10 protein-coding genes are annotated in these 12,741 nt (G+C 65.8%); 6 read left to right on the forward strand and 4 right to left on the reverse strand.

The window, feature by feature from the left end; all coding sequences use genetic code 11:
- Positions 1-35: 35 nt before the first annotated feature.
- A complete protein-coding gene (locus tag DFO47_RS04030) occupies positions 36-3,581 on the forward strand; it encodes a hypothetical protein (protein ID WP_208294368.1) in 3,546 nt (1,181 codons plus the stop codon).
- A gap of 77 nt (positions 3,582-3,658) precedes the next feature.
- Positions 3,659-4,171, forward strand: a complete 513-nt coding sequence (locus tag DFO47_RS04035; RefSeq protein WP_133830798.1) for a hypothetical protein — start codon at positions 3,659-3,661, stop codon at positions 4,169-4,171.
- A 107-nt stretch (positions 4,172-4,278) separates the two neighbouring features.
- Here the strand turns inward: DFO47_RS04035 and DFO47_RS04040 are convergent, their stop codons facing one another.
- Both DFO47_RS04040 and DFO47_RS04045 read right to left on the reverse strand, forming a co-directional pair.
- Positions 4,279-4,743 (reverse strand): hypothetical protein, encoded by a 465-nt coding sequence (locus DFO47_RS04040; RefSeq protein ID WP_133830799.1) that lies wholly within the window; start codon positions 4,741-4,743, stop codon positions 4,279-4,281.
- 129 nt (positions 4,744-4,872) lie between these two features.
- Positions 4,873-5,367, reverse strand: coding sequence for a hypothetical protein (locus tag DFO47_RS04045; protein WP_133830800.1), 495 nt, complete (start codon positions 5,365-5,367; stop codon positions 4,873-4,875).
- Between the two features lie 680 nt (positions 5,368-6,047).
- Here DFO47_RS04045 and DFO47_RS04050 point away from each other — a divergent pair.
- From DFO47_RS04050 to DFO47_RS04060, 3 genes are all read left to right on the forward strand, one after another.
- A complete protein-coding gene (locus DFO47_RS04050) occupies positions 6,048-6,383 on the forward strand; it encodes a hypothetical protein (protein WP_133830801.1) in 336 nt (111 codons plus the stop codon).
- Positions 6,384-6,402: 19 nt separating this feature from the next.
- Complete coding sequence (locus DFO47_RS04055; protein ID WP_056387699.1) at positions 6,403-6,690, forward strand: hypothetical protein; 288 nt, start codon at positions 6,403-6,405, stop codon at positions 6,688-6,690.
- Positions 6,691-6,827: 137 nt separating this feature from the next.
- The gene (locus DFO47_RS04060) at positions 6,828-7,058 is read left to right on the forward strand and encodes a hypothetical protein (RefSeq protein WP_133830802.1); all 231 of its coding nucleotides are present in this window, start codon (positions 6,828-6,830) and stop codon (positions 7,056-7,058) included.
- A 10-nt stretch (positions 7,059-7,068) separates the two neighbouring features.
- On the opposite strand, the gene DFO47_RS04065 is transcribed toward DFO47_RS04060, so the two are convergent.
- Both DFO47_RS04065 and DFO47_RS04070 read right to left on the reverse strand, forming a co-directional pair.
- Complete coding sequence (locus tag DFO47_RS04065; RefSeq protein ID WP_166651674.1) at positions 7,069-8,838, reverse strand: recombinase family protein; 1,770 nt, start codon at positions 8,836-8,838, stop codon at positions 7,069-7,071.
- Between the two features lie 186 nt (positions 8,839-9,024).
- Positions 9,025-11,688, reverse strand: a complete 2,664-nt coding sequence (locus DFO47_RS04070) for a UvrD-helicase domain-containing protein (protein ID WP_133830804.1) — start codon at positions 11,686-11,688, stop codon at positions 9,025-9,027.
- Between the two features lie 220 nt (positions 11,689-11,908).
- Between DFO47_RS04070 and DFO47_RS04075 the strand changes: the two genes are divergently transcribed.
- Positions 11,909-12,724, forward strand: coding sequence for a hypothetical protein (locus tag DFO47_RS04075; protein ID WP_243835338.1), 816 nt, complete (start codon positions 11,909-11,911; stop codon positions 12,722-12,724).
- The last annotated feature ends 17 nt before the right edge of the window (positions 12,725-12,741 follow it).

The raw sequence follows: 12,741 nt of genomic DNA on the forward strand, positions 1-12,741 counted from the left end.
CGGCCATCACGGACACGACAGACAGGAAGGGAAAGATGAACGGGACCATCACGCTCGCGGCGCGGGCCCGAGCCGCGGCGACTGCCCGGGGCGGGCTGGTGCGCGTCCTGGCTCTGTCGCTGCTCGTGGCACTGGTTGTGCCGCTGCTGATGACGGTGTTCGCGCCATCGGCGCACGCTGCCGACGACGAGGACCGCGACAATTACTCGCTGTACCAGCTGGCGTCGAATGCCTCGACGTACTTCAGTCAGGAGAACTCCCCCGAAGGCAAGGACAAGCCCGAGGATCGGATGAACGAGGACTGGCGGGCGATCACCGCCGACCCGGCGACGGGCGGCGACATGCTCGGCTACGCCGACTCCGAATTCAGCCTCTTCAACGTAGTCGGCTGGCTCTTCGCCGAGGCGACGGGCTCCACGCAGACCATCGGGTACGACACGCTGAATGCGACAGCCAGCGGCAGCGGCAAGAACGTCTACTCCGGCATGGTGGACTACGCCCACTTCGGCGCGGCCAACGCCGACCTCGGCCTGGACACGATGTCCTCGGGCATCGGTGGACAGATCCTGTCGCTCATCGGCGGCGGCGCGATCTGGCTGCTCTACGCGATGGCGCTGGCCGTGGGCACGCTGTTCTATCTCATCATCCAGCTGCTGAAGGTGCTGAACCCGTTCATGTGGTTCTACCAGGCGGTCGCAGGCGTCGCGGACTCCGGCGGCAATACGAACAGCGCGCACCAGCAGGACCTCGCCGACGGGATGACCGGTGGCCAGGCCGGCGGCGGTGCCCTGGCGGGCCTGCAGCACTGGATCGCAAGCTGGTACGGCCTGCTGCAGTCCATCGCCTGGGAGGCGCTGGTCCCGCTCTTCATCGGATTCCTGATTATTGGCCTGGTGCTGTTCAAGAAGATGGACCGCGGCTCGGCGATCAAGAAGCTCGTCGTGCGCGTCGTCTTCATTGGCGTGGGCCTTCCGCTGATGGGTTCGATGTACACCGGCGTCCTGGACAAGTTCGATGACTCGCTGCTGGGCCAGCACGCCGGCCCGACCCGTGTGGTGCTCTCCACGTACGTGGACTTCGAGGCCTGGATGATGAACGACCGTCTCGGCGTTCCCGATGAGGCCGTTATCGCCTGGGACAACGGCCAGGCCAGCAACAACGCGATGATGTCGGTGCGCACGACGGCACTGGCGATCAACAAGCAGGCGCACGGTTCGACCTTCCGCGACATCAGCGTGGGCCCCGGTGCGACCAATGCCGAGACGGCCTGGAAGAACAGCCTGGTCGGCATGGAGGGCAGCCCGGCGGGCGACTTCAACGCCGTGGGCGAGACCTTCGGCATGCTCAACAGCTACATCTCGGGCCAGATTACATCGGCGTCGGACTTCGAGTCGGGCATCAAGAGCGCGATTACCAACCTGCCGGTCAACAGCGATGTGAAGAAGGAGTGGTTCATCGACAAGAAGTCCTACGGTGACAGCGACAACTTCGGCGGGCACGGCGAGTCGGACTACATCCCGACCAACCACCCGGTGCTGGCGGCCGGCGGCAAGGGCCTGACCTCCTCGAACCCGGGCGGGAACACGACGAGCTTCTCGACCCAGGGCACCAAGCACGGCTGTGGGTTCTCGGTCTGGGCGGACAACGCCCCGGTCTCCTGCAACATGTCGGCGCTGTCGGCGTACAACTACCTGAACACCGGCTTCGGCCCCGACTCGATGACGATGTACAGCTCGAACAACGTCACCAGCGGCCTGACCCGCGAGGACCACATGGCGGTCAGCCAGGTCGGCACGGGCCCGGCGAAGTTCATGTACTGGCAGAACGCCGGCGTCGTGTTGGGCAGCATGGTCCTGCTCGGCTTCTGGTACGCCATCGGCATGCTGGTGGGCGCGGTCAAGCGCACCTTCAGCCTCGTGGCCGCGGTGCCGTTCGCCACGCTGGGCGCGATCGCCGCGATCAGCAAGGTGATCGTCTACTCCGTCGCACTGATCCTCGAGGTGCTGGTGACGCTGTTCATCTACCAGTTCGTCTCGGAGCTGCTGATCTCCATCCCGGACATCATCTCCGGACCGGTGTCGGCCTGGGTGTCCCAGGACGGCCTGTGGGGCTCAGGCATGCTCGGCGGGATCATTGTGGTCATCCTGACCCTGATCTCCTCGCTGCTGATCATCGGCATCACCTTGGCGCTCCTGCGGGTGCGCAAGGTCGTGCTGCAGGCGATGGACGAGGTGTTCACCAAGCTCGTGGACAAGTTCCTCGAGACCAACACCGCACCGAAGCCGGACAAGAGCGGCATGCTCCCCGCGCTGGCTGCGGGAGCCGGGGCCGGAGCGGGCATGGCCATGGGTAACAAGCTCGCCTCCGGCGTCGGCGGCAAGCTCGGCGGCAGCGGGGCCACGAAGCCCGGCGGCACCCCCGGTGGCAGCAAGGGCTCGTCGACCAACGCCGGCGGCCTGAACGGTGAGCAGAAGTCGCTTGCTGCCGGGAAGGGCGCGCTGGCCCTGGCCGCCGGTCCGAACGACGGTCCGGAAGCCGGCCCCGACGGCGGCAGCCCCGCCGGCCCCGGTCCGGTTCCCGGCGGTGGTGGTGACAGCGGCGGCCGCGGCCCGTCCGCTGGTGGTCCCGAGGGTCCCGGCGACAAGGGCGGTCCTCTGCAGCTCACGGGCGGCAAGGCGGGGAGCTCCCGCTCCGACAAGGAGACTGCTCAGACCCTGAGCGGCAAGGGCGGCCTGTCGAACCTCGGCTACAGCACCGGCCAGGGTCCCTCCTCGCGGGGCGGCCAGGCCACCGGCGGCCAGACGAGCTTCGGGCTCGGCGGCGCGCAGGGTGCTCCTGGTACCGGGCAGCCGGGCCATGGCCAGGGTCAGGGCCAGAAGCGGGACGGGCTCACGGGCGGCACCGATAGCGGTGCGCACACCAGCCGTGGCCGCAAGGCGGACGCCGGCCAGTCGGCACCGACGCAGTTCGGCACCGGACAGCAGGCGGCTCCTGCCTCCTCGGGCCAGGGCCCGCGCTTCACCGCTGGCACCGTCGGGCCCGCGCAGGTGAACCCCGTCGTCGCAGCGGTCCCGGGGATTCCGGGCACCCGGGCGACGCGGGCCGCCGAAGGCCAGCAGCCGCAGGCCAACGCGGGTTCCGGCTCCCGTGCTGTGCAGGCAGGACCGGGTATCCCGCAGGCCAGCGGCAGCCAGCGCCGCAGCCCGCAGGCTCCGGTCCAGGCTCCGACCGGCCAGGGCAGTGCCCACCGGGCTCCGGTCCAGCCCCGCACCGGCGCTCCGGCGCAGGCGCAGGGCCAGTCCGGTCAGCGTCCGCAGGCCCCGGCTCCTGCTCCGGCTCCTACCCAGCCCCGTGTCGGTGGCCGGGTTACCGGAGGCGCTCAGGGCAGCCAGGGTGTCCAGCCGGCTCCACGCAGCGGACGTCGACCGGCACCGGCGGCTCAGGCTCCGAAGGCCCCGGCCCCGGCCCCGAAGCCGTCGCAGCCGGCTCCGGCCCAGCCGCGGCGGACGGCGGATCCGGCTCCGAAGCGCACGGACGATCCCGTGTCGCGGAGGAAGCCGGCTGAGGACCCGAAGAACTGATCGTTGGTGATGAGGGCGGCGCACTCCGACAAGGGGTGCGCCGCCCTTTGCCTGCCACGGGGGAAAGGATGGACCGGATGAATCTGCGAGGCAAGGCGCGCGACGAGTTTCCGCTGGGCTGGTGGCACTCGGGGCGCTGGTGGCTCGAGGGAGCGCGCGAGCTGGCGGTGAACTGCCTGGCCGCGATGGCTGCTGTGTTATTCCTGCGCGAGGCGCTGCGGCTGGTCCGCGATCGCGACAGCCCCGCTGATCTGGTGCGCCGGCGGGTGCCGACGGAGGGTTGGGCGGCAGGGCTCCTGCTCGGGTGCATGGCTTTGGGTAGTTCAACGGCCCTGGCGGCCGTGGCAGCACAGACGGGCTCCTCCGAACGGGGACTGGTCCAGGCGGCGGTCCTCATCGCCATCTTGTGGTGGCTGGCCAACGTGGTCGTTTCAGTAACTGCGCTTGCGGTGCTGGCCAGGTCGCGGGTCCGGCACCGGGACACCTGGGCCGAGATCGATTTCGTCGAGACATATGCGCCAAAGTACGGACGGCCGCCGGAGACGATCGAGGAGTACCGGGCGCTGCGCCTGAAGGGCGGACGGCTGTAGGACTCATACGGGACTGCCAGCCAGTCAGACACGAGAAGACCCCGTGGACGTGATGTCCACGGGGTCTTCTTTTCCCGTCGGGCGGCAATCGTACTGCAGCACCGGCCTCAATCCCTCCGGGGGCCCTTGTCGAAGATCCGCGAGATGCGGTCGATTCCCTCGGCGCTGAAGATGTCCGAGACGGCACCGGCGGTCCCGCTGCGCGGCAGCTCCGAGCGCAGGGTGAGCTTGGCATACCCCCTGGTCGGCCGGGACTCGATGACGTAGACGATCTCGTGCGAGACGAAGGCCGAAGTGGCCGAGTCCGGCTTCTTCTGGTGGGTAAGCACCCGGAAGCCGGCCCGGGTGCCGATGTAGTCGAAGAAGCGTGTGAGTTTCTCCTCCTCGAGCTGCCGCCGCTCCCCCGCGTTGCGGCCGGAGACTTCGATCAGCTGGATGTGCGTGCAGTCGACATCGTCCGTCGGCCGGCGGATGTCGTCGAAATCCCAGGTGGCTCTTGCTGCGCGCAGCTGCTCGTCGCTGGGGTACGCCACCCGCTCCTTGTAGTACCTGATCGGTCCGATGAGCGTCATGTCCGACCTCCTGCATCCTGTCTGGCGCGCGGGCGCATCCCGGGAGAGAAAAGGCAGAGCCCCGCGGACGCGTGGTCCACGGGGCTCCGGTGCTGCAGGTCGATCGGGGCAGTCAAGGGGTCAGCCTCCTTAGCCGCAGTACTTGGTCTTGACGGCCTTGCCCTGCTCGCTGTCGACGGGCACGAGCACGACGTCGTTGACGCCGTTGGAGAAGACGAACTCCATGGTCGACTTGTCCTTGCCGAAGCTGATCGAGCCGGTCTCGGTGGTGCTGCGGCCAGCCTCGGTCCAGTCCACGGAGGACTTGGACTCGTTGATCTTGCCGGTGCCGCGGACGGTGTAGGCGTCCTTGAGCTCGCCCTTCGCCGCGGCCGCCTTAGGGTCGTCGAGGACGGAGTTGATGGAGTGGCAGGCGAGGTCCTGGCGGCTCGCGGTGTCGAAGTAGGTGATCTGGTCACCGTCCACGACGACGATGTCGCCGTTCTGTCCTTCCGAGGTGGCGAAGTACCGCCCGTCCCCGCCGGAGCTGCTGCAGCCACTGAGCACGAGCGCGGCGCATGCCAGGGCTGCAGCGGTCGCGGCCAGCTTCGTCCGCGTCACGTGTGCGGTACTGGTGATGTCCATGGCCTTCTCGTCCTTCTGGTCGGTCCTGTCGTCCTGGCTCTGTGTCCAGGCAATGAGTGTTCGGAAGGTCCAGCGTCTCGGCTCCACAGTTCAGAACTGTTTCCCCGAGCCCCCGTTCCCAGGCCAAGCCCGGGAGCCGAAGCTGGACTATCCACGCCCGCCTGGACGGACGATCTGCTCAGCCGGGGCTGAGCAGGATTTCCACTCGTATACCTGTTTTCTCTACCAGTATGGCAGACCACGTACCACCTGTACCACCTTGCACATGTCAGTCAGGAGATGACAGGGACAACTCCAGACACAGAGAGCAGCACGCGGATCCCTGCGCGGAGAACACCTGCAGGACCCCGGCGTCGTGTCCGGTGTGCCACTCGGACCCGTCAGGGCCAGGGGTTACACCGCACGCGGGGAGGAGGTGACCGGGTGTGGAGTAGAGGTGGTGGACGGTGCAGGGGGCAGAAGCAGCTGGCATGTCCCCATTGTCGGACACTACGCCGTTTTGTGCCGAGCCGGCAGCGGACCAGGATCAGTCCGTTCCGGACGTTGTCGGAGCCCTTTTATAGCCTGGTGCCCAGGGGATCGAAAAACAGGACCAATGGTGATTCCCGGGAGCGAGGCGGCCGGCCGTAGCCGCCATCTTTGTGGGTCGCCTATTCGAATATGTGTTCTAAGGTTGTGTTATGTCCTCCGAAGAGTTCGCCGCTGCACTGCAAGCGCAGTATGCGCGGCGGGCCGGCCCGATCGGGCTGACCGTGGAAGAGCTCGACTTCGAACACTTCCCGACAAAGAACGGGTATCCCGGAATCCCCGTCAAGGCATGGATCCGGTTCCCGAACTGCGCCGAACTGGTGGACGGCGAGGTCTTCGCCTGGACAGCGAAAGCGGTCGAAGTGACATGGAAGGACGGGCCGGTGACGTACCGGACCTGGGTGTGGAGTTCGGCGGTTACCCGCCGGGAAGAAATGATGAACAGGAATCTTGAAGAGCGGACCCGTGGCAGCAACAGCATCAAATAGCAAACCTCTGGACGCTCCGGTGGAGGTCCGCTTCACGGCGAAGGGGGTTCCCCTGGCCGTCAGGCATGACGGCAGGATCTGGGCCGTGGCCGCGGAACCTGTGCACTGGTTCACCCGTGCCGACTGGTGGAACACCGCCAAGCGGGCACCGGTGGGCAGCGGCGACCTGATCAGCGTCGAACACTGGCAGGTTCAGGTCCGGTTGACGTCCACTTCGGCGCTGCGAACCTTCGAGCTGCGCCGCGACCCTTTGTCCGAGCAGTGGCTGCTGGCCGGGATCAGTGACACCGGGGCTGCCGCGGCCTGAGCCCGCTCCATCCCGTCGACTCATCCCCGAGTGTGACGATTCGACTCGTATCAGATTCCATTCGATTGATCCTCTGACTCATTAGTTGATAGAGTGCCGATAGGCATTCAAAGCACAGCTATCTGAGGCAGGCAGTCATGGCAGGACAGGTCACCACCGCTGAACGCGGTGTGGCTTTGTCTGCATCTGCCTCCCCGCGCAGGCCAGTGCAGATCTCGGCGGCAGCTGCAGCCGCGATCGCCCTCCGCCCGATCCCGGTGGAGGCCATCCAGGCCGGAGCCGCCGTGGCGGCCTCGGTGGCCATCCGGCGGGCGGGGGCAGCTGAGGCTGCCAAGCCTGCGCGCTTGGGTCGCCGTCGGGCCGCCTAGTCCCCGAGAGTCAGCTCCAGGACTGGCGTGAGCCCTTGACCCCGTGCTTGTTGCGGCGGTGGCTGGGCAGCCCGGGCAAAGGGAATTCCTGGCCGCACTCAGGACACGGCACTGGCTGCGGGTGCGCGTAGTTCATGTGGTGGCGCAGGTTGTTCCGGTAGCGGAACGTCCGGGGTTCTTCGCACTTGGGGCACTGGTAGCTGCCGTTCGAGGGCATGAGCGAGTACCCGCCCCCGCGGCGCGGCTCCTGGTCGTCAGCTTCGCCGAGATACCAGAAGCCGATCCGGCTCAGGTTCGTGCCCTGGGAGCCGAACATCCCCTTGACCGACCCGCGCTTTCCGTCGTCGGCGTAGACCACGACCTTGCGGAGGAAGGCCCTGATGATCGACTTCTGCTCTGTCTCGGAGAGCTCGAGGAACTCGGCCCCGCTGATGTCGGGGATCGCCCTCGGTCGCCCCTCGGTCTTCTCCGAGATCCGCATCTCGATCTGTCCCTTGAGGGCCTCCTCCTCACCGATGCGGTTCAGCAGTGCCGACATCGCGCTGGCCGGCGCGGTGTTGATCTGGGCCCGCAGGATCAGGATGGAGTCCCCCAGGGCATCAGCCTGTTCGTGGAGCTCGGACAACTCCGAGCTCGCGCTCCCTTCCGCGGCCTGGTTCAGCCTCTCGGCCTGCAGCTCCATCACCTCGGGGCTGTCGAGCGATCCGGCGACGACGTCGCGGATGAAGCGCTCCAGGGCTTCCCGGTTGATTGCAACGCCGGGGCAGTCAGCGCCGCGCATCCGTCCGTTGCACACGTACGATCCCGACTCACCCATCGACCTGTTGCTGGTCATCTTGGTGCCGCAGCCGGCGCAGTAGACGAGGCCGACCAGGGGAAGGCCTCCGGCGCGGGCCCGGGTCCGCTTGAGCGGTTGGGGTTTCATCAGCAGGCGCAGGGTTTCCCACTCGGCCTCCGTGCAGACCGCCTCATGACTCTTTACCGGACGCCCATCCTTGTCGATGACGATCTTGCGCGTGTCGCGGAAGTCCGGACCTGGGCCGCCGCTGCGTCCATCGGCCTTGGCCGTGAGGGAGTTGTATCCAGCCAGGAGCGGATGGCGCAGTAGGGAGGCGACGGCGCGGTATTGGAATGGCCGGCCCTCGCGGTTGGTCAGGCCCTGCTGGTTGAGCTCCCGGACGATCTCGGCGACGGAGAGTCCGTCGAGCCGCCATTCGACGATGCGGCGGACGGTCTTGCTCTCCTCCGGGTGCAGCTTCAGCGTCTTCACGCCGTCGGCGTTGCGCTGTTCGGGCCGCATCCAGCCGTACGGGGCAGGGCCGTTCCAGCCGCCCTTCTGGCGGATGTTCTCGGCGGTGCGCTTCAGCCGCTTGCTCGTGGTCGCCGCCTCGGTCTCCGCCAGGCCGCCGAGGACGGAGATCAGCAGGATGGTGTCGGGCGATCGAGGGGCGAACACGCGGTCATGGGTGTAGATCGTGACGTTGTGGCGGTTGCAGGTGTCGACGATGCGGGCGGTGTCCATCAACCGCCGTGCCAGTCGGTCGAGGTCCCGGACGTAGAGCGCCTTGACGTCGCCTTCGGCGAGGACCCCTTCGAGGCGGTCGCGCTCGGGGCGGTGCCGGTCACGGTAGGCACTGACGACTTCTTCGAAGATGTCGTGCTTGGCGACCGTGTGGTGGAGCTTCCGGCTCTCCGCCATGATCCAGGCACGCTGGTCGACGAGCGACGCGTTGCCCTCGGTGGGGTCTTTGGACCTGCGGATATAGGCAACGGCTCGCACCCGTAAAGCATACATTTTTAAGGGTGGTGACCCGCGTGGTCTGCGTATCGGTGTGATGATGGCCTCTGCAAGTGCTGCATTCCGCAAGGCTCGGCTTGGCCGACCACGTGGGTTGGACGCGTCAGTCGGCCAAAATATCGCCAAGCGTAGAACCTGCGCCTCGGAACATGGAAGGCATCCTTGTCCCTAACTATCAGCGAGTTTCATCGTTCCATTGCAGGTCGGGTACCCGGCGCAGCCGAAGAACCGGCCGTAGGGCCCTTTGCGTTCCCTCATCGTGTGTTTCTTGCATTTCGGGCAGACCACTGGGGTGATGTCGTCGCCTGTCGCGGATCGGATCTTGACGACACGATCTCCGACCAGCTCGAGGAGGAACGCTGATTCCCTACCGGCGCGCGTGACCAGGAGCGCTGAGCGCTTGGCACGGGTCAGTGCGACATAGAACAGGCGTCGTTCTTCTGCGTGTGGGTAGGAGTCAGGGGCGGACATGGCCAGTTGCAGGAGAGCATCATCCTCGACAATGCTGGGGAATCCGTTCCTCTCAAGGCCGAGCACAACGACGTAGTCTGCCTCCTTTCCTTTCGAGGCGTGCACGGTGTTGAACTCGATGGTCAGGTTGGCGTATCTGGCTTCCAGGGCCGAGGTGACATCGTCCTTGGACCGGGAGTACCGGCCGAGCAGCAGCACAGTGGCTGGCTCCGTGAGCTCTGAGTCAAGGGTTGTCAGGTGCTGCCGGACGGCCGATCCGTAGTGGCTGCGCTCCCGTACACTGACGGCGCATACGGTCTCGCCAGCCTCCGGCGCTGAAGATCGGACGTTCTTGGAGATTTGATTGGGGTTTTTCATCACGAACCCACCCGCGACATCGCACAGGGACTGCGGGGACCGGAAGGTGCGGTCCAGCCAGATGGTGGACGCTGTCCCGAACCAATTATCGAAGCGGGTCATCACACCGAGGTCTGAGCCCGCGAACCTGTTGATGGACTGCCAGTCGTCGCCGACCGCGTACAGGTAGTTTCCAGGAGTCTTCATCAGCGCCCGAACCAACGCCGCGCGTGCAGCGCTGGTGTCCTGCATCTCGTCGACCATGACGAGCCGGTATGGACTCGTCCACCGGCCCGACTCGACGTGATCGGTTGCGAGATTCAGCATGTCCTCGAAATCGATCTGGCCCGCAGCTCGGAGCTGACGGTCCCATTCGGCGAGGATGACGCCGTACAGGCGTGTGAAGAGCCTGGCCCGCAAGGTTCGGCCGGCCCGCTGCGTCAGCACGTCAGGGGTGAGGCGGTTGCCCTTCGCGTGGGCCATGAACGACCGCATCAGCGTCATCATGGCTGGTTCGGTGATCGGAGACTCCCCTACCGCCTCCCGGTAGGGGTCTTCCTCGAGTTGGATTCCGTGTCGGCGGAGCTCCTGTTCGAGGTGCTCGAACCCGGACCCGTCCCGGATGGTTGCCGAGGTTGTCTCGATAAGTCTTGTGCTGTATCGAGTGTGGGTCTGACGCCGCCACGCCATACTCTCGGCATACCCGTCAAAATTTGGCGGCGGGTTGCCGTCTGAACCGAGCGCCCAGTGCTCATGCCAGACGTCGATGTCCGGATAGTAGAAGTCCGGCTGATACTGACGGTGGTGCGCGTCCGCAACGTCGTGCGCGTAGGGTCGCTCGTATTCGTATCGGACGCCGTTCAGGAAGAGCCAGTTTGCGATCATCACCTCTTCCTGGCTCTTAACGACCTCCCCTGCGAGAGTGCCGAAGCCGTTAATACCTTTGTTCCTGTCCCACGTCTCAGGCTCGTCTTCGTCCCCGAGGTCCGGCAGTTGCCTGCCGAACACGAGCCGGAAAAGGTCCCAGTCACGCCGGAAGGCCGGGTCCCGGTCACGGAGCCCATCAACGATCGCCGCGAGCCGCCCGATCCCGTTGCCATTGGTGATGTCATCGGGGACTGAAGGTTTTCGACCGGTGGCTTCACCGACGACTCGCAGTCCGAAGGCGTGAAAAGTGCTCGACGCTACCGACGCACCGTCATCGCCGAGGCGGGAGCCAAGCCGCTCCGAGAGCTCACCGGCTGCCTTCTTGTTGAATGCGAGGGCAAGGATCTCCGTCGGCTGGGCGATGCCACGCCGGATCGCATACCCGGCGCGGGCTACCATCGTCGACGTCTTCCCGGAGCCCGCGGCCGCGATAACACGCACCCGGTTGTCGAAGCAGACCGTCGCCCTCGTCTGCTCTTCCGTCAACGGCGACTTCTCGACCTTGCGGAAGAAGTCGGCAAGGTCGTTTTTCTCCCACTCCAGGAACGCCTCGTTGCGCTGGGCAGCCCACCTTGACAAGTCAGTGGTGCAGCAGGCGTCGACTGCGGCACGCTGGTCCTCACGTTTGCCCCTGGGAAGCCCGGAGAGCCGCGGATCGCTGTCGGCAGCCAGCCACACAGCGACGTCCGGACGGGAGTCCGCGAGCGCGGCGATCGTGTCCTGGTCCGCCCACCGTAGTCGGTCCATCACATCCCGGACCCGGGACCACCACAGGCCGGCCGCCTCGCCCTGCTCCTCAGCCTTTGAGAGCAGGGCGGCGAGATGCCGTCGCTCATCGAGCTCGGAGCGGTACGCAGCGGCAACCTCACGCACCGCGCGACGAGACAGCCCATTGAGCACCGTCTCCGTCCCGTGGACGAGAGTGACGATGAGCTGCCCTGAGCCTTCATCGACTGCGAGTCTGAGGACGTCGATGACATCAGCGTCCACCTCCCGGGGGATTCCGCAGACGCGCAGGCGGCCCTCACGGATCGACAGCACCCATGACCCGGCACCTCTGAACGCGCGTGCCCACCAACCCGGCTTCCACTCCGTCATGCTTCCCCCGACTCACACACGTCTTCAAAAGGAGACTATTTGCCCTCTTTCCACGGTATCAGCGAGGAATTGTGTGTCGTCGAGTGCGTTCACCGGGTTCGTGCTGATCCGCAGGTACTGGACTCGGCGGGCTTGCCCGTCAACCCTTCGATGGCATGGTGGAGGTGGACCTCCCCATCATGGAAGGATATGGCAGAGGTCTTGGGAGAAGGAACGGGTTGTGAGCACCACACACGAAGAAGTGAAAGCCGACCACGGGGCGAAAACGAAACGGCCGCTCGTCCGCGTTGAGCCGCAAAGCCACCGTGACGACGGGTCGCCCATCGCAGGTGAAGGTCAGGCGTATGTGACCCGGTCGGGCAAGCTGTTCCACACTCAATGGTGTGGGATCATGGACGGCCACTGGCGCGCCACCAATGGAGGCATCTACTTGACCATGCTTGCGGATGTGGGCCTGCGGGGACGTTGCCCGCAATGCGACCAGGACCCTGCAGAGAAGAAGCGCTCCAAATTGGAGCGTGCGGAGAAGCGGGCAGAGAGGCTGCGACTCAAAGAAGAAGCGAAAGCTGAGCACCGGGCAAAGGAACGGCCGCTCGTTCGCGTTGAGCCGCAAAGCCACCGTGACGACGGGTCACCTGTGGCAGGTTACGGACAGGTGTACGTCACACGAACCGGGAAACTGTTCCACACTCAGTGGTGCTCGATCATGGATGGTCAGTGGCGATCCGGCCAAAGAGGCATCTATGTGACCATGATGGCTGATGTGGGCCCGAGGGGACGCTGCACGCAATGCGACAGGCACCCTGAAGTGATGAAGCGCTCCAAATTCGAGCAGGCAGAATTGCGGCGACTCAACCAGGAACTGGATCAACTGGGCAGGACCATAGCGCGAACCCTCGTGGTGAAGGGACCGGAGGGGGTCAACACATTGGGCCCTCAAGTGATCCGGTTCAGGGAAACCGAGGCAGAGCTGACTGCATTGTCCGGTCGCGTCGGGGGCTCGTTTCCGTACTCATACGAAGCTCCGAACTCGTAGCTATTCCTTCATCGGAC

Origin of the sequence: Arthrobacter sp. AG258, from assembly GCF_004364695.1 — a bacterium.
Lineage (GTDB): Bacteria > Actinomycetota > Actinomycetes > Actinomycetales > Micrococcaceae > Arthrobacter.